We start from the raw sequence: 24,556 nt of genomic DNA on the forward strand, positions 1-24,556 counted from the left end.
CGGGCATTATCCGTGCTGGGTGTCGCCTGGGCCTCAATCCCCTGCCGGGCCGGGCGTTTGGGGGGGCTGGGCGGCGCTTTCGCCCTCGGTTTCGTTGACGTCGATGGCCAGGGCCAGCGGCGCGGCCAGTGCCTCCTCTTCCTCGGCGTCGTCGCCCGCGGTCTCGCCCACGTCGTCCACCGGCAGGTCCAGCCGCTCGGTGACGGTGCCGTGGATGTCGAGCGTGATGTCGTCGATCTCACCCAGCTTCACGCGCACGTGCGCGCCGCGCGGCAGGCCTTCGGCGCCCAGCACCGGCAGCACCAGGGGCAGGGTGTCGGCGCGCACCAGGTTGTCCTTGATCAGGGTGGCGGTGAGCTCGGTGATGCCTTCCTGCCGGAGGTACTGCAGCGTCCAGTAGCGCTCCATGCCGTTCTGGAAGCCGTTGTACGCGGTGTAGGCGGCGTCGAAGGCGCTGATGATGGAGAACAGGTTGGCGTCCTTGGGCTTGAACGGCGCGGCCAGCGCGGCGGTCTTGCCGTGGCGCGCGCAGGCAATGATCTGCCACTGGTTGACCAGGTCCACGTAGCGGCGCAGGGGCGAGGTGCTCCAGGCGTAGCTCTTGACGCCGATGCCCGCGTGCGGCTGTGCCTTGGTGCCCATGCGCACCTTGACGCCTGGCTGCAGGCTGGCCTGGCTGCGGTAGATGCCGGGCACGCCGCAGTCGGCCAGCCAGTTGCCCCAGGTGCTGTTGGCCAGGATCATGGCCTCGGCCACCATCAGGTCCAGCGGGGCGCCGCGTTTGCGGGTGCCGATAACCACCCGCTCGTCGCCCTGCGGTTCGTCGCCGCTCACGCCTTCGAGGCGGAAGGTGTAGTCCGGGCGGGTGAAGTTCTCGGGTTTGCCGCGCACCACCTCGCGTTGCGCCTTGAGGTGCAGGGCCAGGCGGAACAGGAAACCCAGCGAGGGTTGGAGGGCCGCGATCTCGGCGGGGACATCGGTCGCCGGCGCCTCGCCCGCGAGCCAGGCTTCGGTGATCACCGTGTCGAGCTGGTCGTGCCGCAGGTTGAGCGCGATCGGCACGCGCTCCAGCGCGGTGCGGCTGCCGGTGACGGCCAGGGTGGCTTCGTCGAAGCTGACGTACAGGGACACGGCGGGGCAATCGCGCCCGGCCATGAGCGTGTAGGCCTGCACCACCTCGTCGGGCAGCATGGTGAGCTTGTGGCCCGGCATGTAGACGGTGGACAGGCGCGTGCGCGCCACCTGGTCGATGGGGCCTTCCGGCGCCACGGCCAGGCCGGGCGCCGCGATGTGGATGCCCAGCGTGACGCTGCCGCTGCCCAGGCCTTGCAGCGAGAGCGCGTCGTCGATCTCGGTGGTCTGCGAATCGTCGATGGAGAAGGCCTGCACCGGCGCCAGGGGCAGCTCGTCGGCGATGACCGGGGCCTGCAGCGGGGGGAAGCCCGTGCCCTTGGGGAACTGGTCGAACAGGAAGCGCTGCCAGTGGAACTGGTAGGCGCTGCTGATGGCACCCGCGTTCTGCAGCAGGGTGAGCGGCGCGGTGTGGCTGGTGCGCGCGGCTTCCACCACGGCCTTGTACTCGGGCGCGTTCTTGTCCGGCCGGAACAGCAGCTTGTAGAGCTGCTGGCGCACCGGCGCCGGGCAACTGCCGCTGGCGAGCTCGGCCGCCCAGGCCTCGATCTGTGCCTGCACCTGTTTCTTCTTCTCGATCGCGGCCAGGGCCTGCGCGAGGATGTCGGCCGGCGCCTTCTTGTAGCGGCCCTTGCCGGCGCGGCGGAAGTAGTGCGGCGCGCCTTGCAGGCACAGGAGCGCGGCCACCTGTTCGGTGATGCCCGCCTTGTCGCTGAAATACTCGTGGGCGAGGTCCGCGAAACCGAACTCGTCCTCGGGCGCGAATTCGTAGGCCAGCTCCAGCTCCATGGTCTCGGCCAGGGCGGTGGCCGCGGGCATCAGCTGGCTGGGGGCGGGTTTTTCGAAGCGCAGCAGGGCATTGGCCGACTTGACCTTGACGCGTTTGCCGGATTCGAGTTCGACTTGCAGGGAACTTTCGGCCTCGGACAGGAGGCGGCCGGTCAACAGCTTGCCGGCTTCATCAAACAGGATGTGCATGGGCGCGATTGTCCCATGGGGCCGTTACAGGTCCAGGAAATGGAACAGGTCGTCGATGTGGTCGTCGAAGTCGCTGATGGCGTGGTCGCCGCCCTCCAGCAGGCGGGTCGTGCCCCCTGCGCAGAAGGCCTGCATTTCGCGCCAGTCCAGCACCTCGTCGCCTTTGGCCACGATGGCGAACTGGCGCTCCGGCGAGGCCGGGTGCAAAGGAGCCAGGCGGGCGATGTCGTCCTGCTGTTGCTGAAGCTCCCCCATGAAGGCCGCATCGACGACGAAGCGCGCCTGCGGGTCGTGCCAGGCGGTCTGTTCGCCGATGTATTTCACCAGGTCGCGCGCGGGAAACACGGCCGGATTGAGCAGCACCGTGCGGCGGCAACCGGTCTGCAGCGCCAGCCAGCGCGCGTAGAAGCCGCCCAGCGACGAGCCGACCACGCCCATGGTCTCGCGCGGCCAGTCCTGCACGCCGCGCACCACCATGTCCATGGCTTCGCGCGGGGAGGGTGGCAGTTGAGGGCACCACCAGACCACCTCCGGGTGCCGCGCCTGCATGCGCGCGGCGACCTTCTGCGCCTTCATCGATTGCGGTGACGAACGAAAACCATGCAGGTACAACAGGTGGGTGGTGGGGGATGTCATGAGCGAAGGATAATCGGGGCCCAACATGGCCGCCGTCTTCGACAAACCCACCCTGCTGCAGCGCATCGCCCCGATTTTTCAGGGCTTTGACGGCTGGCTGCTGTTCGCCATCCTGCTGATGGCCGGCGCCGGCCTGATCACCATGTATTCGGTGGGCTTCGACCACGGCACCCGCTTCGCCGCCCACAGCCGCAACATGCTGTTGGCCGTGGGGCTGATGTTCCTCGTGTCGCAGGTACCGCCGCACCGGCTGATGACGCTGGCCGTGCCGCTGTACACCCTGGGCGTGATGCTGCTGCTGGGCGTGGAGCTGTTCGGCATCATGCGCAAGGGCTCGCAGCGCTGGCTGGACATCGGTGTCACCGTCATCCAGCCCAGCGAACTCATGAAGATCGCCATGCCGCTGATGCTGGCCTGGTGGTTCCACCGCCGGGAAGGCCAGCTCAAGCCGCTGGATTTCGTGGCGGCCGGCATCCTGCTCATCATTCCGGTGGCGCTCATCCTCAAGCAGCCCGATCTGGGCACCTCGCTGCTGGTGATGTCGTCCGGCCTGGCCGTCATCTTTTTCGCCGGTCTGAGCTGGAAGCTGATCCTGCCGCCGGTGCTGCTGGGCGTGATCGGCGTGGTGACGCTGATCGCCATGGAGCCGCAGATGTGCGCGCCGGGCGTGGACTGGCAGATCCTGCACGAGTACCAGCGCCAGCGCGTGTGCACCCTGCTCGACCCCTCGAAAGACCCGCTGGGCAAGGGTTTCCACATCATCCAGGGCATGATCGCCATCGGCTCGGGTGGCATCTGGGGCAAGGGCTTCATGCAGGGCACGCAGACCCACCTGGAGTTCATCCCCGAGCGCACCACCGACTTCATCTACGCCGCCTTCTCCGAGGAATTCGGCCTCATGGGGGTGCTGGGCCTCATGTCCGGCTTCATCTTCCTCATCGTGCGCGGTCTGCTGATCGCGGTGGAGGCGCCGACCCAGTTTTCCCGGCTGGTGGCGGCTGCGGTCACGCTCAACGTGTTCGTCTATGCCTTCGTCAACATGGGCATGGTCAGCGGCATCCTGCCGGTGGTGGGGGTGCCGTTGCCCTTCGTGAGCTATGGCGGCACGGCCATGGTGACGCTGGGCGTGGGGCTGGGCATCCTGATGGCGATCGCCAAGTCCAAGCGCCTGATGCAGTCCTAGAGCGGTTGACGGCAAGACCCTGACGGCAGCGCGCGGCGCCAGGGTTCTTACAATGGGCCGATGATTTCACGCGAACCCACCCTGGCCCGTCTGGCCACCGCCCAAAGCCTGTTGCTCGAACCGTTCGGGTTGAGCCCCACGCACCTGCAGCGCGCGCTCGGCGAGATCATGTCGCACGGCGTGGACGACGCCGACCTGTATTTCCAGACCACGCGCAGCGAAGGCTGGAGCCTGGAAGAGGGCATCGTCAAGACCGGCAGCTTCAGCATCGACCAGGGGGTCGGCGTGCGTGCGGTCAGCGGTGAAAAGACGGCGTTCGCCTATTCCGACGACCTGTCCTGGGACTCGCTGATCGATGCCGCCCACACGGTGCGCTCGATTTCGGCACAGGGCCAGGGCCGCAAGGTGCGCGTGCCGGCGGTGAAGGTGCCCAAGTCGCGTTCGCTCTACCCGGGCCTGGACCCGATCGCCACGCTCGACAGCACCGCCAAGGTCGCGCTGCTGGAAAAAGTGGAGCGCATGGCCAAGGCCAAGGACCCGCGCGTGAAGCAGGTCATGGCCGGCCTGGCGAGCGAATACGACGTGGTGCTGGTGGCGCGCGCCGACGGCACTTTGGCGGCCGACGTGCGCCCGCTGATCCGCCTGTCGGTGACGGTGATCGCCGAGCAGTCGGGCCGGCGCGAAGCCGGTTCGTCCGGCGGCGGCGGCCGTTTCGGCCTGGCCTATTTCGACGATGCCATGGTGCAGTCCTACGTGGACGAGGCCGTGTCCTACGCGCTGACCAACCTCGACGCACGCCCTGCACCGGCCGGCGAGATGGTGGTGGTGCTGGGCTCGGGCTGGCCCGGCATCCTGCTGCACGAGGCGGTGGGCCACGGGCTGGAAGGCGATTTCAACCGCAAGGGCTCCAGCGCTTTCGCCGGCCGCATCGGCCAGCGCGTGGCCGCCAAGGGTGTGACCGTGCTCGACGATGGCACCATTGCCGACCGCCGGGGCTCGCTCAACGTGGACGATGAAGGCCACACCTCGCAGCGCAATGTGCTGATCGAGGACGGCATTCTGCGCGGCTACATCCAGGACGCGATGAACGCGCGCCTGATGGGCGTAAAGCCCACCGGCAATGGCCGTCGCGAGAGCTACGCCCACGTGCCCATGCCGCGCATGACCAACACCTACATGCTGGGTGGCGACAAGGCGCCCGAGGAAATCGTGGCCAGCATCAAGAAGGGCCTGTACGCCACCAACTTCGGCGGTGGCCAGGTCGACATCACCAGCGGCAAGTTCGTGTTCTCGGCCAGCCAGGCCTACTGGGTGGAGAACGGCCAGATCCAGTACCCGGTGAAGGGCGCCACGCTGGTGGGCAATGGCCCGGACGCGCTGACCCGCGTCAGCATGATCGGCAACGACATGAAGCTCGACAGCGGCGTGGGCACCTGCGGCAAGGAAGGCCAGAGCGTGCCGGTGGGCGTGGGCCAGCCGACGCTGCGCATCGATGGCCTGACGGTCGGCGGCACCGCTTGACTCGGCGTTTTCAATTGCCTGTGCTACATTTCGAACCCATGTCTTCGCGCTTCGCCTTTTTTGCCTTTTATTTTTGGTTCTCAGTCCCCGGCGGACGAGAGGCGAAGCTGTAAGCGCATCACCGAATCTCGATACAACCGCCGGAGCTCCAAGCCCGGCGGTTTTTTTTCGCCCTTTCGAACCGTTTTTTGATTCAACCCCACTCAGGAGCCCCGTGATGACCGCCAAGAACGCCCCCGCCAGCAGCGACGCCTGGCATGCCCGTCCTGTCGACAAAACCAGCCAGACCGACGACGAACGCATCAAGGACATCACCGTGTTGCCCCCTCCTGAACACCTGATCCGCTTCTTCCCCATCGGCGGCACGCCGGTGGAAGCGCTCATCAGCCAGACCCGCCAGCGCATCCACCGCATCCTGCATGGGCAGGACGACCGTCTGCTGGTCGTGATCGGCCCGTGCTCCATCCACGATCCGGCCGCCGCGGTCGACTACGCGCGCCGTCTCAAGCCGCTGCGCGAGAAGTACGCCGACACGCTGGAGATCGTGATGCGGGTCTACTTCGAGAAGCCGCGCACCACGGTGGGCTGGAAGGGCCTGATCAACGACCCCTACCTGGACGAGAGCTACCGCATCGACGAGGGTCTGCGCATCGCGCGCCAGCTGCTGATCGAGATCAACCGCCTGGGCCTGCCCGCGGGCAGCGAGTTTCTCGACGTGATCTCGCCGCAGTACATCGGCGACCTGATCGCCTGGGGCGCCATCGGCGCGCGCACCACCGAAAGCCAGGTGCACCGCGAGCTGGCCTCGGGCCTCTCGGCCCCCATCGGTTTCAAGAACGGCACCGACGGCAACATCAAGATCGCCACCGACGCGATCCAGGCCGCCTCGCGCGGCCACCATTTCCTCTCGGTGCACAAGAACGGCCAGGTGGCGATCGTGCAGACCAATGGCAACAAGGACTGCCACGTGATCCTGCGCGGTGGCAAGGCGCCCAACTACGACGCCACCAGCGTGGCCGCTTCGGTGAAGGAACTCGAGGCCGCCAAGCTGCCGCCGCGCCTGATGGTCGACTGCAGCCACGCCAACAGCAGCAAGCAGCACGAGAAGCAACTCGAGGTGGCGCGCGACATCGCGGGCCAGATCGTCGGCGGCTCGCGCAGCATCTTCGGCGTGATGATCGAGAGCCACATCGAAGCCGGCGCGCAGAAGTTCACCCCGGGCAAGGACGAGGTGGGTGCGCTCAAGTACGGGCAGAGCATCACCGACGCCTGCCTGGGCTGGGGCGATTCGCTGCAGGCGCTCGAGGTCCTGTCGGCGGCGGTGCAGACCGCCCGCCACGCGCGGGGCTGATGCCGCCACGGGCTTTCACGGGGTGGATCGCGCACGGCGCGCGGTCCACAATGGGGCGAACCACCGATCAGGAGAACCCGACATGCGCAGCCAAGTCACCGTGAGCTGGGGCGGCACCGCCTCTTACCCGTTCGATCTCGAGGAGGTGCAGCCGATGCCGCACGACCATGCGCGCGCCTGGCTCGACGAACAGTTCACCACCCTGGGCTGTGACCCGATCCGGCCGACCGGCAAGGTGCTGACGGCCGACAAGATCCTGTGCGTGGCCGAAGCCGCTGGGGAGGGCCATTTCCGGGATGCGGCGCACCGTCCCTGGGCGGTGGCCTTTGCCCGCGCCGCGAGCGCGGCGCTGGCCAAACCGGTGGTGTCGATCGACGTGCCGAAGCACGTGCTGACGTACTGAGGGTCAGGCGGCCAGGGCCTTGAGCAGGCGGTCGTGCACACCGCCGAAGCCGCCGTTGCTCATGCAGACGATGTGGTCGCCGGGCTGGGCGGCCGCCGTCACCTGGGCCACCAGTTCGTCGATGTTGCGGCCGATCTGCGCCCGCGCACCCATGGGTGCCAGGGCCTCGGCAGCGTCCCAGTCCAGCCCGCCCGAGTGGCAGAACGCCAGGTCCGCCGCCTCCAGGCTCCAAGGCAGTTGGGACTTCATCGTGCCCAGCTTCATGGTGTTGCTGCGCGGCTCGAACACCGCCAGGATGCGACCGCGCGGCTGGACCAGCTTGCGTTGCAGGCCATCGAGCGTGGTGCGGATGGCGGTGGGGTGGTGCGCGAAGTCGTCGTAGACCGTGATCGCGCCGCCCGCGCGAGGCACCATGCCCCGCACTTCCATGCGCCGGCGCACGTTCTCGAAGCTGCTCAAGGCGCGCGCGGCGTCCGCCGGGGCCACGCCCACGTGCTCGGCCGCGGCGATGGCCGCCAGGCCATTGAGCTGGTTGTGCACGCCGGTGAGTGCCCACTCCACACGGCCGACTGGTTGGCCGCGGTGCAACACGTCGAAGGCGTGGGGTTCGCCCTGGGCGGTGAAATCACTCACCGCCGCACCGAAGCTGCGCAATTCGCTCCAGAGGCCCTTGTGCAGCACGCGCTCCAGGCTTTCTTCCAGGCCGTTGACGACCACACGGCCGTTGCCCGGCACGGTGCGGATCAGGTGGTGGAACTGGCGTTCGATCGCCGCGAGGTCGTCAAAAATGTCGGCGTGGTCGAACTCGAGGTTGTTCAGGATCGCGGTGCGGGGTCGGTAGTGCACGAACTTGCTGCGCTTGTCGAAGAACGCGGTGTCGTACTCGTCGGCTTCGATGGTGAAGGTCTTGCCCTGGCCCAGGCGGGCCGACACACCGAAGTTCATCGGCACGCCACCAATCAGGAAGCCGGGCTGCAGGCCGTTGGCCTCCAGGATCCAGGTCAGCATGCCGGTGGTGGTGGTCTTGCCGTGCGTGCCCGCGACGGCCAGCACATGGCGGCCCTGCAGCACGTGTTCGGCCAGCCACTGGGGCCCGCTGGTGTAGGCCGCGCCGCTGTCCATGATGGCTTCCATCAGCGGGAACTTGGGTGTGCCATCCGCCGTGCGGGCCCGGCTGACCACATTGCCGACCACGAACACGTCGGGCTGGAGAGCCAGCTGGTCGGCACCGAAGCCTTCGATGAGGTCGATGCCCAGCGCCCGCAGCTGGTCGCTCATGGGGGGATAGACGCCGGCGTCGCAGCCGGTCACGCGGTGGCCGGCTTCGCGGGCCAGGGCAGCGAGACCGCCCATGAAGGTGCCGCAGATGCCCAGAATATGAATGTGCATCCCGGGATTCTAGGGGGCGCACCCACCGGGTTTGCGGGTATGGACCGTGCGCGCCGTGGGCGCCGCCGCCAGCGGGCACAATCCCCCTCCATGGATGCCAGCCGAGACGACACTTCCCACGAGATCGCCGCCGTGGCCGCCCGACTGGTGGTCGAGGAGGGCCTGGAATATGCCGCGGCCAAGCGCCGCGCGGTCAAGCAGCTGGGCTTGCCGGCGCGCACGCCCCTGCCCGACAACGCGATGCTGGATGCCGCGGTGCGCGAGGACATCGCCGTGTTCTGCCCGGAAACCCAGGCCGTCGAGTTGCGCGCGTTGCGCGAACTCGCCTTGCTCTGGATGGACCGCCTGCAGGCCTTTCGCCCCCACCTGGGCGGCGCCGTCTGGCACGGCACGGCCACCCGGCACAGCGATATCTATCTTCAGCTGTTCTGCGAAGACCCCAAGGCGCCTGAGTGGACGCTGCTCGATCACCGCGTCGAATACCACCCGGGCACGGTCAACGGCTGGCGCGGCGAACCCGTGGAGGCGTTGACGCTGCGCGTGCGAAGCGAGGCGCTGGGCCAGTGGGTGCTGGTGCATCTGATGGTGCACGACCTGGACGACCAGCGCGGCGCCCTCAAGCCCGACGCCCAGGGGCGCAAGCCGCGCGGTGACGCGGCGGCCTTGCGCCGCCTGCTGGCCGGGGAGGTGGCGGCATGAGCCTGCAACGAAGAACCCTCTGGATGGCCGGCGTGGCGGTGGTCGCTGGCGGTGCCGGCGCCTTGCTGGCCACGCGGCGCCTTCAGCTCCAGCCGGTGATGAGCGAGGCCGAGGCCGCGTTCTGGGCCGGGTCGTTCGACGGACCGAACGGTGAAGCCGTGCGCATGAGCGATTTCCGTGGCAAGCCCTTGCTGGTGAATTTCTGGGCCACCTGGTGCCCGCCGTGCGTGGAGGAGCTGCCGATGCTGAACCAGTTCCACACCGCGCAGGCCGCCAAGGGCTGGCAGGTGCTGGGCCTGGCGGTCGATCAGCCCAGCGCGGTGCGCAGCTTCATGCAGAAGCTGCCGCTGAATTTCCCGGTGGGCATGGCAGGCTTCGCGGGCACGGAACTCAGCCGCAGCCTGGGCAACGCCACCGGGGCCTTGCCCTTCAGCGTGGTGTTCGGGGCCGACGGGGCGCTGCTGCACCGAAAGCTCGGCAAGGTGTCGGAGACCGATCTGGCGCAGTGGGCCGAGTTGGGTTGACCTTTCGTCAACCCACTCGAACTCGACGAGAAAAAGAGGTAAATTCGTCGTTTTCACAAAAATGACTCTTTGAGTCATCCCTCGCCCCGGGTCGAAAACCCTCCAGCGGGCGAGGTTGGGAAGCCGGTCCATTCGTGTACACTGCGGCACCCCGGCGGGTTGGTCAGCTCTCATTTCGTTGAAATTGAGTGCTTTTAGATCAACTTGACCGAACTTCGTTGGAGAAATCATGGATTTGAGAAAACTGAAGACACTGATCGACCTCGTGTCCGAGTCGAACGTGTCCGAGCTGGAAATCACCGAGGCCGAAGGCAAGGTGCGCATCGTCAAGAGCGCGCCTGTCGTGGCCGCCGCGCCCGTGACCTACAGCATGGCCCCCGCACCGGTGTCTCCACCCCTGGTGCCGGCCGTCGACGTGACGCCCGCCGCTCCGGTGGCCGCCGCCCCTGCCGCGCCGGCCGGGCACACCGTGAAGTCGCCCATGGTGGGCACCTTCTACCGTGCGTCGAGCCCGGGTGCGAAGCCCTTCGTCGAGATCGGTGACACCATCAAGGAAGGCGAGACGATCTGCATCGTGGAAGCGATGAAGATCCTCAACGAGATCGAGGCCGACAAGTCCGGCACCGTGACCCAGATCCTGGTGGAGAACGGCCAGGCGGTGGAGTACGGACAGCCCATGTACGTGATCGAATAAAGAAGAAGGCCCCGAGCCCATGTTCAAAAAAATCCTGATTGCCAACCGGGGGGAGATCGCGCTGCGCATCCAGCGCGCCTGCCGGGAAATGGGCATCAAGGCGGTGATGGTGTATTCCGAGGCCGACCGCGACGCCAAGTACGTGCGTCTGGCCGACGAGGCGGTCTGCATCGGCCCGGCGCCGAGCGCCCAGAGTTACCTCAACATGCCGGCCATCATCTCGGCCGCTGAAGTGACCGACGCCGAAGCCATCCACCCCGGCTACGGTTTCCTGTCGGAAAACGCCGATTTCGCCGAGCGCGTCGAGAAGAGCGGCTTCACCTTCATCGGCCCCACGCCGGAGTCCATCCGCACGATGGGCGACAAGGTGTCGGCCAAGCAGGCCATGATCCGCGCGGGCGTGCCCTGCGTGCCGGGTTCGGAAGGCGCGCTGCCCGACGACCCCGTCGTGATCAAGCGCACCGCCAAGGCGGTGGGCTACCCGGTGATCATCAAGGCCGCCGGTGGCGGCGGTGGGCGCGGCATGCGCGTGGTGCACACCGAAGCGGCCCTGCTGCACGCGGTGCAGACCACCAAGGCGGAAGCCGGTGCGGCCTTCGGCAATCCCGAGGTCTACATGGAGAAATTTCTCCAGAACCCGCGCCACATCGAGATCCAGATCCTGGCCGACCAGCACCGCAACGCGGTGTACCTGGGCGAACGCGACTGTTCCATGCAGCGCCGCCACCAGAAGGTGATCGAGGAAGCGCCTGCACCCGGCATCCCGCGCCGCCTGATCGAAAAGATCGGCGAGCGTTGCGCCGCGGCCTGCAAGAAGATCGGTTACCGGGGCGCCGGCACCTTCGAGTTCCTGTTCGAGAACGGTGAGTTCTACTTCATCGAAATGAACACCCGCGTGCAGGTGGAGCACCCGGTGACCGAGTGGATTTCGGGCGTGGACATCGTGCGCACCCAGATCGCGGTGGCCGCGGGCGAGAAGCTGCCGTTCACGCAGCGCCAGATCGAGCTGCGCGGGCATGCCATCGAGTGCCGCATCAACGCCGAAGACGCCTACAAGTTCACCCCGTCGCCCGGTCGCATCACGACCTGGCACGCGCCGGGTGGCCCGGGTGTTCGCGTGGACTCCCACGTCTACACCAACTACTTCGTGCCGCCGAACTACGACTCGATGATCGGCAAGATCATCGTGCACGGCGACACGCGGGAGCAGGCCCTGGCGCGCATGCGCACGGCGCTGGCCGAGACCGTGATCGAAGGCATCAACACCAACATCCCGCTGCACCGCGAGCTGATGGTGGATGCGAACTTCGTGACCGGCGGCACCAACATCCACTACCTGGAAGAGTGGCTGTCCCAACGTGAGCGCTGAAGCCTTCCAACTGACCCAGCCGCCGGCTGGGTCTCTTTTTGAGCTGGTGCTGCTGGTGCCCGAGGCGGCGGTGGACGACGTGGGCGATGCCCTGGTCGCGCTGGACGCGCTCAGCGTGTCGGTGGAAGACGCCGACGCGATGACCGACGCCGAATCGGCGCTGTTCGGCGAGCCTGGCATGCCGCCGCCCAAGGAGGGTTGGCAGCGCTCGCGCGTGGTGGCGCTGTTCCCCACCGACGCCGCGGCCCGCGACGCCGCGCAGTTGCTGGCGGTGCAGGACTTTTTTGCGGGCTGTGCGGTGCAGGGCGTGCGCCCGGTGCCCGATCAGGATTGGGTGCGGCTGACGCAGTCGCAATTCGAGCCGGTCGAGATCACGCCCAGCTTCTGGATCGTGCCGACCTGGCACGAGCCACCCGCCGCCGCGCAGCAGGTCATCCGGCTCGACCCCGGTCTTGCCTTTGGCACGGGCACCCACCCGACGACCCGCATGTGCCTGCGCTGGACCGCGCAACACGGCCCCGTGGGGCCGCGTGTGCTGGACTATGGCTGTGGCTCGGGCATCCTGGCCATCGGTGCGGCCAAGTACGGTGCGCGCGAGATCATCGCGGTGGACATCGACCCCGCGGCGGTGGAGTCCACCCGACTCAATGCCGAGGCCAACCACGCGGTGCTGTCGGCCGGCTTGCCCGATCTGGCGCGGGGCGAACACGATCTGGTGCTGGCCAACATCCTGGCCACGCCCTTGAAGGTGCTCGCACCGTTGCTGTGTTCGCACGTGCGCCCGGGCGGCCAGCTGGTGCTCGCGGGCATTCTGGCGCGCCAGGCCGATGAGCTGATCGAAGCCTATGCGCCGTGGGTGGCGTTGCAGGTCAGCGACGAAGAGGATGGCTGGATCCTCATGACCGCCGTCAAGGCCTGAGGCTGCCTGTCGCGCCCGCGATAATCGGCGCATGAGTTTCACCACCCGTTGCCCCTCGTGCGGAACGATGTTCAGGGTCGTCGCCGACCAACTGAAGATCTCCGAGGGCTGGGTGCGCTGTGGCCATTGCGCCGATGTGTTCGACGCCACGCTGTACCTGCAGCCGTGGATCCCTCCGGGCGAAGAAAGCACGCCCGACGATTTCGTGGCGGCGGCGCCTGCACCCGAACCGGCGCCGGCATCCGCGCACGCGGCGTTCGACGCCGACCTGGAAGCAGAGCTGGAGGCCGAGTCTCGGCGGTCCGTGGAAACGGTCGAGGAATCTGCCGATGCGATGTGGGGCACCGAGGCCGTCGCGGACGAACGTGCCGTCGAGACCTTGCCGCCACCGATCATCGATGCCCCGCCCGCTCAGGCCCGACCCGATGAGCAGGAGTCCGACTTCCACGCCGAACTGGAGCGCTTCGCCGCCGGTCTGGGTCGTTTGAAAGCCGATGGCGCTGCCGCCGATCCCACGGAACAGGTGGAGTCGGACGAAGAGGCGGTCGTGCCCCACGTCGATGCCATGCCCGATGCCCCCGGACCGCAGGACGTGGGTGACCTGGACGCTGATGGGCCGGACTCGCCCGAGCTGGTGCCCGGCTTCGTGAGGCAGGCGCAGCGGCAGGCCTTCTGGCAATCCCGCGGCATGCGTGCCGTGCTCTCGCTGCTGGCCGTGGTGTTGCTGGTCGTGCTCGTCGGGCAATGGGCCCTGCAGGAGCGCGATCGATTGGCCGCCTGGCGGCCCGGCCTGCAGCCCTGGCTGCAGCGGGCGTGCGAGCCCGTGGGCTGCGTGGTGGCACCGGTGCGCCGCATCGACGCGATCGTCATCGACAGCACTTCGCTGGTGCGCCGGCTCGGCAACTTCTATTCCTTTGACCTCGTGCTCAAGAACACGGCCTCCATGGCGCTGGCTGTGCCCGCGCTGGAGCTGAGCCTGACCGACATCAGCGATCAGGTGATTTCGCGCCGCGTGTTCCTGCCCGAGGAATGGCCCGATGCCCCGGCGCTGTTGCCGGCGAACGGCTCGGTGAACGTGAGTTTTCGACTGTCACTCGCCCTGGGCGACGCCACGCCCATGGCGGGTTACCGCGCCCTGATTTTTTACCCTTGATCTGGAAGATTTTTCATGTCCATTCTGGTTTGCGGCTCGCTCGCCTTCGACACCATCATGACCTTCGAGGGCCGCTTCGCCGAGCAGATCCTTCCGAGCCAGCTGCACATTCTCAATGTGTCCTTCCTGGTGCCGGGTCTGCGCCGGGAATACGGTGGCTGTGCCGGCAACATCGCCTACGGCCTGCGCCAGCTCGGTGCCGATGCGGTGCCGCTGGCCATGCTCGGCAACGACGGCGGCGAGTACCTCGATCGCCTGCGCGAACTGGGCGTGGACACGCGCCACGTGTCGTCCTCCGCCGAGAGCTACACCGCGCAGGCCATGATCATGACCGACCGCGACAACAACCAGATCACAGCCTTCCACCCCGGCGCGATGTCGACGGCGCACGACAACCCGGTGCCCCGGCGCGACGACCTCAAGGTGGCCATCATTTCACCCGATGGCCGCGATGCGATGCTCACGCACGCGCGCCAGCTGCACGAGGCCGGTGTGCCCTTCGTGTTCGATCCCGGCCAGGGCCTGCCCATGTTCAATGGCGAAGAGCTGCGGCAGTTCATCGGGCTGGCCAGCTGGGTCACGCTCAACGACTACGAAGCCCAGATGCTGTGCGACCGCACCGGCCTCACGCTCGACGCCATCGCCGCGCAGGTGCGCGGTCTGATCGTGACGCTGGGCGCGGAAGGTTGTGACGTCTGGGATGGTGGCGCGGCCAAGGTGCGGGTGGCGGGCCTCCCGGCGGCCACGGTGGTGGACCCCACGGGGTGTGGCGATGCGTTCCGCGCGGCCCTGCTGCATGGCCTGGAGCAGGGGTGGCCGCTGCAGCGCTGTGCCGAGTTGGGCAACCGCATGGGCGCGGTGAAGATCGCCAGCCGGGGCGGTCAGAACTACACGCTCTGAGCACGGGCAACGGGCATGAAAAAAGCCCGGCGCTTTCGCGCCGGGCTTGCAGGTCATCTCAACGAGAATCTCAGGGCTTGCTGGACGTGGGGAACGGCCACGCAGCCTGAGGGTTGAGCTTCGTCTGCGCCGCAGGAGCAGCAGGGGCCGCCGGCTTCTTGGCCGGCTCAGCTTTTTTTGCTGGGGCTGCCTTCTTCGCAGGGGCCTTCTTTGCAGGGGCCTTTTTCACAGCGGCTTTTTTGGCCGGCGCTTTTTTGGCTGCAACCTTTTTGGGAGCAGCTTTCTTGGCGACAACCTTCTTCGCCGGCGCTTTCTTGGCAGCGGCTTTCTTCGCCGGAGCCTTCTTGGCGACGACCTTCTTGGCCGCGGCCTTCTTCGCCGGTGCTGCCTTCTTCGCAGCAACCTTCTTCGCCGGTGCTGCCTTCTTGGCCGCAACCTTCTTCACGGCGGGCTTCTTGGCCGCGACCTTCTTGGCCGGAGCCTTCTTCGCCGGTGCTGCCTTCTTCGCAGCGGGTTTCTTGGCCGGAGCCTTCTTAGCCGGTGCGGCCTTCTTGGCCGGGGCTTTTTTTGCAGTTGCCATTGTTTTCTCCTTGATCAAGTTGCAAAGAGCACTTCAGCCAGCCTTGTTGCCGGTGAAGTGATTCAACGCCCTGGAGCCGTGTGGATGCATCCACGGCTGGCCCCAAGGTTTTGAATCCTGTGACAAAACCCTGCGCCCGGCGTCTGCGCGACGGTGACAGGGTTTTGATTGAGCGGAAATCATGTTGTTGGTCGGTATGGGCAATGCGGCTCCGGCTGCGTGGGCATCAATCCCAGGACAATGCCCCGCCGGTTTGGTATTCGATCACGCGCGTTTCGAAGAAATTGCGTTCCTTCTTGAGGTCGATCATCTCGCTCATCCAGGGGAACGGGTTCTCTTCGTTCGGGAACAGGGGCTCCAGGCCGATCTGCGTGGCGCGGCGGTTGGCAATGTAGCGTAGATAGCCCTTGAACATCGAGGCGTTCATGCCGAGCACGCCGCGCGGCATGGTGTCCTCGGCGTAGCGGTACTCGAGCTCGACAGCCTTGAGGAACAGCTCCTTGATCTCTTCCTTGAACTCGCTGGTCCACAGCATCGGGTTCTCCATCTTGATCGCGTTGATCAGATCGATGCCGAAGTTGCAGTGCATGGACTCGTCGCGCAGGATGTACTGGTACTGCTCGGCGGCACCGGTCATCTTGTTCTGGCGGCCCAGGGCCAGGATCTGGGTGAAGCCGACGTAGAAGAACAGGCCTTCCATCAGGCAGGCGAACACGATCAGGCTCTTGAGCAGGCGCTGGTCGGTCTCGGGCGTGCCGGTGTGGAAGTTCGGGTCCATGATCGCCTCGATGAAGGGGATCAGGAACTGGTCCTTGTCACGGATCGACTGGACTTCGTTGTAGGCGTTGAAGATCTCGGACTCGTCCAGGCCGAGCGACTCCACGATGTACTGGTAGGCGTGCGTGTGGATCGCTTCCTCGAACGCCTGGCGCAGCAGGAACTGGCGGCACTCGGGCGCGGTGATGTGGCGGTAGGTGCCCAGCACGATGTTGTTGGCGGCCAGCGAATCGGCGGTGACGAAGAAGCCGAGGTTGCGCTTGACGATGCGGCGCTCGTCTTCGGTCAGGCCGTTGGGGTCTTTCCAGAGCGCGATGTCGCGGCTCATGTTCACTTCCTGCGGCATCCAGTGGTTGGCGCAGGTGGCGAGGTACTTTTCCCAGGCCCATTTGTATTTGAACGGCACCAGCTGGTTGACGTCGGTCTGGCCGTTGATGATGCGCTTGTCGGCCGCGTTGACGCGGCGCGCAGGAGCGGCCGGCGCGGCGGCGGTGTTGATCGAAGCGGAGGGGAGAGGCGCGCGCTCACCGGACGGTGAGGACAGTGAGGCTTGCAGACCCGACGTGCCGGTGGGCAGTGGGCTGTTCGCTGGCTTCGAAGAGGGCGTGGTGTGATCGTCCCAGGTCAACATAGAGGTTTCCAATGTTCGGATTATGAAAGTGTGTGCATGAAATGCAAAGTGATCAGGCGAGATGCGCACATTTTGTGTTGCGGTGTTGCATCGAATTGCATTCGAGGGACACCGCAACACGTGCACGCATGACGGCCGAAATCACTGGCACGCTTCGCAACCCGGGTCGTCGATGGCGCAGAACTTGATGTCGGTGGCGGACTCCACGTCGGTGATATCCGCGGGTGCCGCAGCCGGAGCGGAGGCCGCGGCGGCGCTGGTGTTGCCGACGGAAACGGCGTTGAGCTGACCGGTGCGGCCGGTGGATTTTTCGATCTGCGTGGCCGAGGTCGTGCGCAGGTAGTAGGTGGTCTTGAGACCGCGCAGCCAGGCGAGCTTGTAGGTGTCGTCGAGCTTCTTGCCCGAGGCGCCGGCCATGTAGATGTTCAGGCTCTGCGCCTGGTCGATCCACTTCTGGCGGCGGGCGGCGGCTTCCACCAGCCACAGCGGTTCGACTTCGAAGGCGGTGGCATACAGCGCCTTCACGTCCTGCGGCACGCGGTCGATCGGGCGCAGCGAGCCATCGAAGTGCTTGAGGTCCATGACCATCACGTCGTCCCACAGGCCCAGGCGCTTGAGGTCTTTCACTAGGTAGCTGTTGATGACGGTGAACTCGCCGGACAGGTTGGACTTGACCGAGAGGTTGCCGAAGCAAGGCTCGATGGAGGCATCCACGCCGATGATGTTGGAGATGGTCGCGGTCGGCGCGATGGCCACGCAGTTGGAGTTGCGCATGCCGTCGGCCGCGATCTTCTGGCGCAGGGCGTCCCAGTCCAGGCTGCTGGAGCGGTCCACGTCCACGTAGCCGCCGCGCTCGCGCGCCAGCAGGTCCAGGGTGTCGGGCGGCAGGATGCCCTTGTCCCACAGCGAACCGCGGTAGCTGGCGTAGCGGCCGCGCTCGCGGGCGAGTTCGGTCGAGGCCCAGTAGGCGTAGTAGCAGACGGCTTCCATCGAGCGGTCGGCGAAGTCCACCGCTTCGTTGGAGGCGTAGGGAATGCGCAGTTCGTACAGCGCATCCTGGAAGCCCATGACGCCCAGGCCCACCGGGCGGTGGCGCATGTTGGAGTCGCGCGCCTTCTTCACCGCGTAGTAGTTGATGTCGATCACGTTGTCGAGCATGCGCATGGCGGTCTTGATGGTCGCCTGCAGCTTGGCGTGGTCCAGCACCTTGGCGCCGTCGTCACCGCGCTTGACGTGGTTGAGCAGGTTGACCGAACCGAGGTTGCACACGGCGGTTTCGGTGTCGCTGGTGTTGAGCGTGATCTCGGTGCACAGGTTGGAGCTGTGGACCACGCCGGCGTGCTGCTGCGGGCTGCGCACGTTGCAGGCGTCCTTGAAGGTGATCCAGGGGTGGCCGGTCTCGAACAGCATCGAGAGCATCTTGCGCCACAGGTCGCTGGCGGGCACTTTGCGGTACGGCTTGATTTCGCCGCGCGCGGCCTTCTCTTCATAGGCCAGGTAGGCTTTTTCGAAGTCGGCGCCGAACAGGTCGTGCAGGTCGGGCACGCTGTTGGGCGAGAACAGGCTCCATTCGCCCTTTTCCATCACGCGCTTCATGAACAGGTCGGGAATCCAGTTCGCCGTGTTCATGTCGTGCGTGCGGCGGCGGTCGTCACCGGTGTTCTTGCGCAGCTCCAGGAATTCCTCGATGTCCAGGTGCCAGGTTTCCAGGTAGGTGCAGACCGCGCCCTTGCGCTTGCCGCCCTGGTTGACGGCCACGGCGGTGTCGTTCACCACCTTGAGGAAGGGCACGACGCCTTGCGATTCGCCGTTGGTGCCCTTGATGTGGGAGCCCAGGGCGCGCACGCGCGTCCAGTCGTTGCCCAGGCCGCCGGCGAATTTGGAGAGCAGCGCGTTTTCCTTGATCGACTCGTAGATGCCGTCGAGGTCGTCGGGCACGGTGGTCAGGTAGCAGCTGGAGAGCTGCGAGCGCAGCGTGCCGCTGTTGAACAGCGTGGGCGTGGACGACATGAAGTCGAACGAGGACAGCACCTCGTAGAACTCGATGGCGCGGGCTTCGCGGTCGATCTCGTTGAGCGACAGGCCCATGGCCACGCGCATGAAGAAGGACTGTGGCAGCTCGATGCGCGTCTTGCGCACGTGCAGGAAGTAGCGGTCGTACAGCGTCTGCAGGCCGAGGTAGTCGAACTGCAGGTCGCGCTCGGGCTTGAGCGCGGCGCCCAGGCGGGCCAGGTCGAACTGCAGCAGTTTTTCGTCGAGCAGGTCGTTGTCCACGCCCTTCTTGATGAAGAGCGGGAAGTTCTCGGCGTAGCGCGCACCCATTTCGGCGGCGGGCACTTCCTCGCCCATCACTTCCTTGACGATGGTGTGCAGCAGCAGGCGGGCAGTGGCGTAGGTGTAGTCGGGATCTTTTTCGATCAGCGTGCGCGCGGCCAGGATGGAGGCCTTGTAGACCTCTTCCATGGGCACGCCGTCGTACAGGTTGCGCTTGGTCTCGGCGACGATGGGGTCGGCCTTGACGTCCTTGCCCAGGCCGCTGCAGGCGGCGGCGATCAGGCCTTGCAGGCGCTGCAGGTCCAGCGGCACGCGCTCGCCGCCGTCGAGCACGTGCAGCACGGGCTCGGCCGGGTGCGCCACTTCGGCCAGGTGCGCGCGCTCCTGCGTGCGGCGTTCGCGGTAGAGCACGTAGGCGCGGGCGACTTCGTGGTGGCCACTGCGCATCAGGCCGAGTTCGACCTGGTCCTGCACGTCTTCAATGTGGAAGGTGCCGCCACCCGGGCGCGAGCGCATCAGGGCGCGGGCCACGTTCTGCGTCAGCTCGTCCACCGTCTCGCGCACACTGGCCGATGCGGCGCCCTGGGTGCCGTGCACCGCCAGGAAGGCCTTCATCATGGCGACGGCGATCTTGCTGGGCTCGAACGGCACGACGGCGCCGTTGCGGCGGATGATCTGGTAGTTGGCGAAAACCGAGCTGCTCGCGGCCAGCGAAGCCGCGGCCGGGGTACCGGCGGTGGGCTTCAGCGAGGCGGGGGACGGGGTGGTGATGGGAGAAGCGGTCAGCATGGGTTCCTCTTTCATTTGTTGTTGGGTGAACTGCATCGGGGGCGCGGTGTCCGATGGCAGGTTGGTGGCTTGGGTGCCGGTATCAACGCAGGCCGCAGGGGGTGGACGCGGTCGTCTGAAGGGCATTGTTCAGGCGACGGCCATACTGGGCGGGGTAGGGTTCGGGACTCACAAGGCAACACTATATCTGGTGTGCATGTCCCGTTCAAGCCACTACGGGTAGTGTTTACGAGAAAAAGCGGTCGTTAGACGCGGCGCATTTTTCGTCAGACAAAAAATGCTGGTTCACATCCTCGCGCCCTGTGCGAATGATCGCTGGCGATTGGGCGGTTTGCTTGAATCCCGGTGGGCAACACCAATGCCGGCGGGGGCTTTGGCGCGATTTGTCTTGGCTGGCCGCGCCGTTGCACGGCCGGTGAGAACGGGGCGTTTTTGGCGTGGTCCTGGCTCAGTCGCCAGCGACGCTGTGACCGAGTGTGTCTTGTGGGAAACACGCTTCGGGCCAGTGAAGGTCGGCGCGCAGGCGCGACCAGTCGAAACCCGGTCCGGGGTCCTGCTTGCGTCCCGGCGCGATGTGCTCATGGCCCGCCACATGGCGCACCGGATAACGTTGCACCAGTCGGGTGCACAGCCGCGCCAGGGCGGTGTACTGCGCGGCCTCGAAACGTTCGCCCTCCAGCCCCTCGAGTTCGATGCCGATGGAATCGTCGTTGCAGTTGTCGCGCCCGCGCCAGCACGATGCGCCCGCGTGCCATGCGCGCGCATCGGCATCGACAAACTGCACCACTTCGCCGTCGCGGCGCACGAAGAAATGCGACGACACCTCCATGCCCCGGATCTGCTCGAAGTAGGGGTGGGCGCTCCAGTCCAGCTGGTTGGTGAAGAGCTGTTCCACCTCCGGGCCGCCGTACACGCCCGGGGGCAGGCTGATGGAGTGGATGACGATCAGGTCGATCTGTGCACCGTCGGGACGCGGGCCGAAGTTGGGCGAAGGGTTGTGGCGCGCCGTGCGCAGCCAGCCGCCCTGCCAGGGATCATCGCGCTCGGCGGAATCAGGTCGTGGTGGTGTCGTCATCGTCCGACGGCATGGCGATGCCCAGCCGCTGGATGCGGTAGCGCATCTGGCGCAGGTTCAGGCCCAGGCGGGCCGCGGCCGCGGTGCGGTTGAAGTCGCATTCGCGCAGCGCCTTGAGCAGCACCTGGCGCTCCTGTTCGTCCAGGTAGGTCTGCAGGTCGGCGGGAATCTCTTCGGGCGGGCGGGTCATGGGTGCGCCGAGGCCATCGGCGGGCGCGAGCTGGTCGGGCTGGGTGGGCACTTCGGTCTCGTCGGCCTCGCCGAAGTCGTCCGGTTCGAGCACCTCGCCGCTGCTCAGGGCCAGGGCGCGCTGCAACAGGTTCTCGAGCTCGCGCACATTGCCCGGCAGTTCGCGCGACTGCAGCCAGGCCAGGGCGCGGGCCGACACCCTGGGCACGTTTTGCCCGGATTCGGCGCACAGCCGCGCCAGCAGAGCCTCCACCAGCAGAGGCAGGTCTTCGCGCCGCTCCCGCAGGGCGGGCGAGCGCAGGCCGATGACGTTGAGGCGGTAGAACAGGTCCTGGCGGAACTGGCCCGACTGCACGAGCGCGTTGAGGTCGCGGTGGGTGGCGCTCACCAGCCGCACGTCGACGGCCTCTTCCTGTACGCCGCCAAGCGCGCGCACGCAGCGCTCCTGGATCACGCGCAGCAGCTTGGCCTGCATGGCCAGGGGCAGGTCGCCGATTTCATCGAGGAACAAGGTGCCGCCCCGCGCCGCCTGGAAGTAGCCTTCGCGGTCGGTGGTGGCGCCGGTGTAGGCGCCCTTGCGCGCGCCGAAGAATTCGGCCTCGATCAGGTTTTCCGGGATCGCGCCGCAGTTGACCGCCACGAACGGCCCGCCGCTGCGGTGGCTGCAGTCGTGCACCGCGCGCGCCACCAGTTCCTTGCCCGTGCCGGACTCGCCCAGGATGAGCACCGGTGCCATGCTGGAGGCCACCTTCTCGATGCGCGACTTGATCTGCGCGATGCTGGGCGAGGCGCCCACGATGCGGCGCAGCGATTGCGCGCCGCTGGAGGTGGCGGCTGGTTTTCTGGGGGCGTCGCCCGCACCGCTGGCGTTGGGCGCGGGCGCCGTCGCGCCGTTGGCCATGGCGGCCGGGGACCCGCGCTGGCTTTGCAGTGCCGCCGTCACCGCGCTGCGCAGCTGCTTGAGGTCCACCGGTTTGGTGAGGTAGTCGAAGGCGCCGGCCTTGAGCGACTCCACCGCGTTTTCTGCCGATCCGTACGCGGTGATGACGATGCATTTTTCAGGCCGCTGGGCGTCCGCGAGTTCGCGCAGCAGGTCCAGGCCCAGGCCGTCGGGCAGGCGCATGTCGGAGATCAGCACGTCGAAGCGCTGCTGGGCGAGCCATTCGCGCGCCTGGGTGATGTCCGGCGCGGCCACCACCGCGTGGCCTTCGCGCAGCAGGGTGAGCTCGTACAGCGTGCGCAGATCGGGTTCGTCGTCGACGACCAGCACGGAGGCGGAGGAGGGGGCGGTGGCCATTGGCGTCGTGTTCAGCGGGTCGCCAGGGGGGCGTCACCCGAGAGCGGGTGGCCTTGGTGCTCGGCGCGCGTGGCCACCGAATCGCCCATCGGGTACGACAGGCTTTGCTGTGTCGGCTCGCGGGTGGGCGCCGGGCTGGCGGCGGGGATCAGCGCATAGAACTCGTTGCCCTCGCGCTGGTCCAGGCGTGTGCGGCGGTAGGCGATCTGGGCGCCGTAGCGCTCGCAGAGTTCGCGGCAGATGTACAGGCCCAGGCCGCTGGAGCGGCTCTCGGAGGAGAAGAAGGGCTCGAACAGGTGGCGCATCACGCTGGCTTCGAGTGCCTGGCCGTCGCTCCACACCGAGAGGCGAACATGCTCGCTGCCACTGGGCTGGGTGATCAGGCGGATCGAGGAGGGTTTGCCGCTGGCGTGGCGCAGGGCGTTGTCCAGCAGGTTGATGAGCAGGCGGCGCAGGTGCTCCGGGTCGAAGCCCACATGGGCCGCAGGCGCGTGGGCATGCACGCCCAGGATGCGCTCGGCCTTGCTCTGGCGCACCCACTCGTGCGCGATCTGCCGCACGGTCTGGTCCAGTGGCAGGGAGGGGGCCGAGGTCGTGTCCTGACTGGGCTGCGCGCGCGCCACGTTGAGGATGTCGTCGACGATGCGCGAGAGCCGCTGGGCGTTCTGCTCGATCATGCGGGTCAGCCGCTTCTGGGCCGGTGCCTGCACCTCTTCATCGAGCAGCGCATTGGCCTGCGTGATGGCCGAGAGCGGGTTGCGGATCTCGTGCGCCACCGCGGCGGACATGCGGCCCATCGAAGCCAGTTTCTCGGTGCGCACGCGCGCCTCGACCTCGCGCAGGTCTTCGAGGAACAGCACGCACAGGCCCGCGCTGCGCCCGCTCTGCGCGGTCAGGCGGGTGCGCGCATGCAGGCGCTGGCTCGGCCGGTCCTCGTTGTCGATGGTGGTTTCGGTTTCCAGGGCCTCACCGCGCGCAAAGGTTTCGTTGACCAGATGGGCCAGGTGCTGCCAGCTGGAGCGGGCGGACAGCAGGAGCTTGGCCGCCTGGGGCGAGACCTGGCCGAGCAGCATGGCCTGGGCCGCCGGGTTGGCGCTGCGCACCACGCCGTGCGGGTCCACCACCAGCACGCCCACCGTCAGGCTTTCGATCACCAGTTCGTTCACCTGGGCCTGCGCGCGCGCGGCGGCCTGGCTGCTGGCGGTCAGGGCCTCTTCGCGGGCCAGCCGGATCGCCAGCTGGTTGGCCAGCACGCCCACCAGGAAAAAGCCGGTGCCGGTGAGCGCCGCCTGCAAGAAGCGGGCGGTGGACAGTTCGCTGAACAAGGGCGCATGCAGCGCCGCTTCGCCCAGCAGGTAGAGCGTGACGCTGGCGGCGGTGGCCAGGGCCAGCGTGAGCGAGCCCAGGATGGAGGCCAGCAGCACCGGCAGGGCGAACAGCGCCGTGTAGTTGATGCTGCCGACCTGGAACGACTGCAGCAGCGCGAACACCAGCACATCCACGCCGATGGTCAGCAGCCATTGGACGTGCATCGGGGCGGCCTGCTCCGCCGGGCGCCACAGGTAGAGCGTGACCAGCGCGGCGCAGAGGTGGGCCGAACACACCACCACCAGCCAGTTGGGGCCGCCGGTCTGAGAGACCAGCATGAACACCTGCAGGGCGAGCAGCACGGTGGCGATGAACACCCGGGCCCGCATGAAGGCGCGCCACAGCCGGACGAAGGCACGCATGCGCTGTTCGCGGCTCTGCACATGGCTGCCCTCGAAAGCGGAGTACCAGGACGGGGCGAACTGTGAGCTGACGTCCCGGGCCATGTCAGGCGTCCATCCGGAGGGAGGTCATGCCGAACCGCCTTCGCGCAGCCGGCGGTGCTCGGTGCTGCAGTACGCGCCCTGCTGGCCCCGCACCGCCTCGGTCTCGGGCAGGTGCGTGCCGCATTGCAGGCAGGCCACCATGATGGTGGGGACGTTGGCGCGCGGCTTGGGCGGGGGCGCCTGGCGGGCAGCCTCGGCGCGGTCGCTCAGGCGGTTGTTGCGCCAGATGTAGAACGCCACCATCACCACGGCCAGGACGAGCAGGTATTTCATGGTCAAT

General features: G+C 67.1%; 21 protein-coding genes. 11 read left to right on the top strand and 10 right to left on the bottom strand.

The features are described 5' to 3' along the window. Positions 1-33: 33 nt before the first annotated feature. Complete coding sequence (locus tag AC1Q9M_RS13470; protein WP_492434243.1) at positions 34-2,109, bottom strand: ribonuclease catalytic domain-containing protein; 2,076 nt, start codon at positions 2,107-2,109, stop codon at positions 34-36. Between the two features lie 24 nt (positions 2,110-2,133). After that, positions 2,134-2,745: a YqiA/YcfP family alpha/beta fold hydrolase gene (locus tag AC1Q9M_RS13475; RefSeq protein WP_492434245.1), complete on the bottom strand. Its 612-nt coding sequence runs from the start codon at positions 2,743-2,745 to the stop codon at positions 2,134-2,136. Positions 2,746-2,770: 25 nt separating this feature from the next. On the opposite strand from AC1Q9M_RS13475, the gene rodA reads away from it, so the two are divergent. The 4 genes from rodA to AC1Q9M_RS13495 all read left to right on the top strand — a co-directional run bounded on the left by rodA (position 2,771) and on the right by AC1Q9M_RS13495 (position 7,203). Next, positions 2,771-3,928 carry a rod shape-determining protein RodA gene (gene rodA / locus AC1Q9M_RS13480; RefSeq protein ID WP_444687326.1) on the top strand — a complete coding sequence of 386 codons (1,158 nt, stop codon included), beginning with the start codon at positions 2,771-2,773 and terminating at the stop codon, positions 3,926-3,928. A gap of 60 nt (positions 3,929-3,988) precedes the next feature. After that, a complete protein-coding gene (gene tldD / locus AC1Q9M_RS13485) occupies positions 3,989-5,449 on the top strand; it encodes a metalloprotease TldD (RefSeq protein WP_291119303.1) in 1,461 nt (486 codons plus the stop codon). A 217-nt stretch (positions 5,450-5,666) separates the two neighbouring features. Next, positions 5,667-6,800 (top strand): 3-deoxy-7-phosphoheptulonate synthase, encoded by a 1,134-nt coding sequence (locus AC1Q9M_RS13490; RefSeq protein WP_492434248.1) that lies wholly within the window; start codon positions 5,667-5,669, stop codon positions 6,798-6,800. Positions 6,801-6,882: 82 nt separating this feature from the next. Further along, entirely contained in the window at positions 6,883-7,203 is a 321-nt protein-coding gene (locus AC1Q9M_RS13495) for a hypothetical protein (protein WP_291119309.1), read from the top strand. A 3-nt stretch (positions 7,204-7,206) separates the two neighbouring features. Here AC1Q9M_RS13495 and mpl read toward each other — a convergent pair whose 3' ends face one another. Further along, positions 7,207-8,592 (bottom strand): UDP-N-acetylmuramate:L-alanyl-gamma-D-glutamyl-meso-diaminopimelate ligase, encoded by a 1,386-nt coding sequence (gene mpl / locus AC1Q9M_RS13500; protein WP_492434250.1) that lies wholly within the window; start codon positions 8,590-8,592, stop codon positions 7,207-7,209. 90 nt (positions 8,593-8,682) lie between these two features. Between mpl and AC1Q9M_RS13505 the strand changes: the two genes are divergently transcribed. The 7 genes from AC1Q9M_RS13505 to AC1Q9M_RS13535 all read left to right on the top strand — a co-directional run bounded on the left by AC1Q9M_RS13505 (position 8,683) and on the right by AC1Q9M_RS13535 (position 14,850). Continuing rightward, positions 8,683-9,291 carry a hypothetical protein gene (locus tag AC1Q9M_RS13505; RefSeq protein ID WP_492434252.1) on the top strand — a complete coding sequence of 203 codons (609 nt, stop codon included), beginning with the start codon at positions 8,683-8,685 and terminating at the stop codon, positions 9,289-9,291. After that, positions 9,288-9,815, top strand: a complete 528-nt coding sequence (locus tag AC1Q9M_RS13510) for a TlpA family protein disulfide reductase (RefSeq protein ID WP_382154629.1) — start codon at positions 9,288-9,290, stop codon at positions 9,813-9,815. The genes AC1Q9M_RS13505 and AC1Q9M_RS13510 overlap by 4 nt, the downstream gene beginning before the upstream one ends. 229 nt (positions 9,816-10,044) lie before the next feature. Next, a complete protein-coding gene (gene accB, locus AC1Q9M_RS13515) occupies positions 10,045-10,509 on the top strand; it encodes an acetyl-CoA carboxylase biotin carboxyl carrier protein (RefSeq protein WP_444687322.1) in 465 nt (154 codons plus the stop codon). A gap of 19 nt (positions 10,510-10,528) precedes the next feature. Then, on the top strand, positions 10,529-11,878 hold the full coding sequence (gene accC / locus AC1Q9M_RS13520; protein ID WP_291119323.1) for an acetyl-CoA carboxylase biotin carboxylase subunit: 1,350 nt from the start codon (positions 10,529-10,531) through the stop codon (positions 11,876-11,878). Then, positions 11,868-12,797: a 50S ribosomal protein L11 methyltransferase gene (gene prmA / locus AC1Q9M_RS13525; RefSeq protein WP_492434255.1), complete on the top strand. Its 930-nt coding sequence runs from the start codon at positions 11,868-11,870 to the stop codon at positions 12,795-12,797. The genes accC and prmA overlap by 11 nt, the downstream gene beginning before the upstream one ends. Before the next feature lie 31 nt (positions 12,798-12,828). Further along, positions 12,829-13,950 carry a DUF3426 domain-containing protein gene (locus AC1Q9M_RS13530; RefSeq protein ID WP_492434257.1) on the top strand — a complete coding sequence of 374 codons (1,122 nt, stop codon included), beginning with the start codon at positions 12,829-12,831 and terminating at the stop codon, positions 13,948-13,950. A 15-nt stretch (positions 13,951-13,965) separates the two neighbouring features. After that, entirely contained in the window at positions 13,966-14,850 is an 885-nt protein-coding gene (locus AC1Q9M_RS13535) for a carbohydrate kinase family protein (RefSeq protein ID WP_382154641.1), read from the top strand. A gap of 70 nt (positions 14,851-14,920) precedes the next feature. On the opposite strand, the gene AC1Q9M_RS13540 is transcribed toward AC1Q9M_RS13535, so the two are convergent. From AC1Q9M_RS13540 to AC1Q9M_RS13570, 7 genes are all read right to left on the bottom strand, one after another. Then, positions 14,921-15,430 (bottom strand): histone H1-like DNA-binding protein, encoded by a 510-nt coding sequence (locus AC1Q9M_RS13540; protein ID WP_382163865.1) that lies wholly within the window; start codon positions 15,428-15,430, stop codon positions 14,921-14,923. A 226-nt stretch (positions 15,431-15,656) separates the two neighbouring features. Further along, a complete protein-coding gene (locus AC1Q9M_RS13545) occupies positions 15,657-16,838 on the bottom strand; it encodes a ribonucleotide-diphosphate reductase subunit beta (RefSeq protein ID WP_291119333.1) in 1,182 nt (393 codons plus the stop codon). A gap of 141 nt (positions 16,839-16,979) precedes the next feature. Beyond that, complete coding sequence (locus AC1Q9M_RS13550; RefSeq protein WP_444687320.1) at positions 16,980-19,901, bottom strand: ribonucleoside-diphosphate reductase subunit alpha; 2,922 nt, start codon at positions 19,899-19,901, stop codon at positions 16,980-16,982. 448 nt (positions 19,902-20,349) lie between these two features. Further along, complete coding sequence (ampD, locus tag AC1Q9M_RS13555; protein ID WP_492434260.1) at positions 20,350-20,976, bottom strand: 1,6-anhydro-N-acetylmuramyl-L-alanine amidase AmpD; 627 nt, start codon at positions 20,974-20,976, stop codon at positions 20,350-20,352. Further along, positions 20,954-22,462: a sigma-54-dependent transcriptional regulator gene (locus AC1Q9M_RS13560; RefSeq protein ID WP_492434262.1), complete on the bottom strand. Its 1,509-nt coding sequence runs from the start codon at positions 22,460-22,462 to the stop codon at positions 20,954-20,956. Before AC1Q9M_RS13560 ends, ampD begins: the two co-directional genes overlap by 23 nt. An 11-nt stretch (positions 22,463-22,473) precedes the next feature. After that, positions 22,474-24,276: a sensor histidine kinase gene (locus tag AC1Q9M_RS13565; RefSeq protein ID WP_444687317.1), complete on the bottom strand. Its 1,803-nt coding sequence runs from the start codon at positions 24,274-24,276 to the stop codon at positions 22,474-22,476. A 24-nt stretch (positions 24,277-24,300) separates the two neighbouring features. Further along, the gene (locus AC1Q9M_RS13570) at positions 24,301-24,549 is read right to left on the bottom strand and encodes a PP0621 family protein (protein ID WP_382154656.1); all 249 of its coding nucleotides are present in this window, start codon (positions 24,547-24,549) and stop codon (positions 24,301-24,303) included. Positions 24,550-24,556: the final 7 nt, after the last annotated feature.

This window comes from Hydrogenophaga sp. GW823-FHT04C09, from assembly GCF_058796355.1.

What these genes read in the sequence shown, in the direction of transcription:
- AC1Q9M_RS13530 (WP_492434257.1), top strand. Translation starts at nt 12,829, where the DNA reads ATGAGTTTCACCACCCGTTGCCCCTCGTGCGGAACGATGTTCAGGGTC.
- AC1Q9M_RS13475 (WP_492434245.1), bottom strand. Translation starts at nt 2,745, where the DNA reads ATGACATCCCCCACCACCCACCTGTTGTACCTGCATGGTTTTCGTTCG.
- AC1Q9M_RS13505 (WP_492434252.1), top strand. Translation starts at nt 8,683, where the DNA reads ATGGATGCCAGCCGAGACGACACTTCCCACGAGATCGCCGCCGTGGCC.
- AC1Q9M_RS13550 (WP_444687320.1), bottom strand. Translation starts at nt 19,901, where the DNA reads ATGCTGACCGCTTCTCCCATCACCACCCCGTCCCCCGCCTCGCTGAAG.
- AC1Q9M_RS13535 (WP_382154641.1), top strand. Translation starts at nt 13,966, where the DNA reads ATGTCCATTCTGGTTTGCGGCTCGCTCGCCTTCGACACCATCATGACC.
- AC1Q9M_RS13540 (WP_382163865.1), bottom strand. Translation starts at nt 15,430, where the DNA reads ATGGCAACTGCAAAAAAAGCCCCGGCCAAGAAGGCCGCACCGGCTAAG.
- AC1Q9M_RS13470 (WP_492434243.1), bottom strand. Translation starts at nt 2,109, where the DNA reads ATGCACATCCTGTTTGATGAAGCCGGCAAGCTGTTGACCGGCCGCCTC.
- AC1Q9M_RS13545 (WP_291119333.1), bottom strand. Translation starts at nt 16,838, where the DNA reads ATGTTGACCTGGGACGATCACACCACGCCCTCTTCGAAGCCAGCGAAC.
- AC1Q9M_RS13490 (WP_492434248.1), top strand. Translation starts at nt 5,667, where the DNA reads ATGACCGCCAAGAACGCCCCCGCCAGCAGCGACGCCTGGCATGCCCGT.
- AC1Q9M_RS13570 (WP_382154656.1), bottom strand. Translation starts at nt 24,549, where the DNA reads ATGAAATACCTGCTCGTCCTGGCCGTGGTGATGGTGGCGTTCTACATC.
- AC1Q9M_RS13495 (WP_291119309.1), top strand. Translation starts at nt 6,883, where the DNA reads ATGCGCAGCCAAGTCACCGTGAGCTGGGGCGGCACCGCCTCTTACCCG.
- AC1Q9M_RS13565 (WP_444687317.1), bottom strand. Translation starts at nt 24,276, where the DNA reads ATGGCCCGGGACGTCAGCTCACAGTTCGCCCCGTCCTGGTACTCCGCT.
- rodA (WP_444687326.1), top strand. Translation starts at nt 2,771, where the DNA reads ATGGCCGCCGTCTTCGACAAACCCACCCTGCTGCAGCGCATCGCCCCG.
- accB (WP_444687322.1), top strand. Translation starts at nt 10,045, where the DNA reads ATGGATTTGAGAAAACTGAAGACACTGATCGACCTCGTGTCCGAGTCG.
- AC1Q9M_RS13560 (WP_492434262.1), bottom strand. Translation starts at nt 22,462, where the DNA reads ATGGCCACCGCCCCCTCCTCCGCCTCCGTGCTGGTCGTCGACGACGAA.
- ampD (WP_492434260.1), bottom strand. Translation starts at nt 20,976, where the DNA reads ATGACGACACCACCACGACCTGATTCCGCCGAGCGCGATGATCCCTGG.
- AC1Q9M_RS13510 (WP_382154629.1), top strand. Translation starts at nt 9,288, where the DNA reads ATGAGCCTGCAACGAAGAACCCTCTGGATGGCCGGCGTGGCGGTGGTC.
- mpl (WP_492434250.1), bottom strand. Translation starts at nt 8,592, where the DNA reads ATGCACATTCATATTCTGGGCATCTGCGGCACCTTCATGGGCGGTCTC.
- accC (WP_291119323.1), top strand. Translation starts at nt 10,529, where the DNA reads ATGTTCAAAAAAATCCTGATTGCCAACCGGGGGGAGATCGCGCTGCGC.
- tldD (WP_291119303.1), top strand. Translation starts at nt 3,989, where the DNA reads ATGATTTCACGCGAACCCACCCTGGCCCGTCTGGCCACCGCCCAAAGC.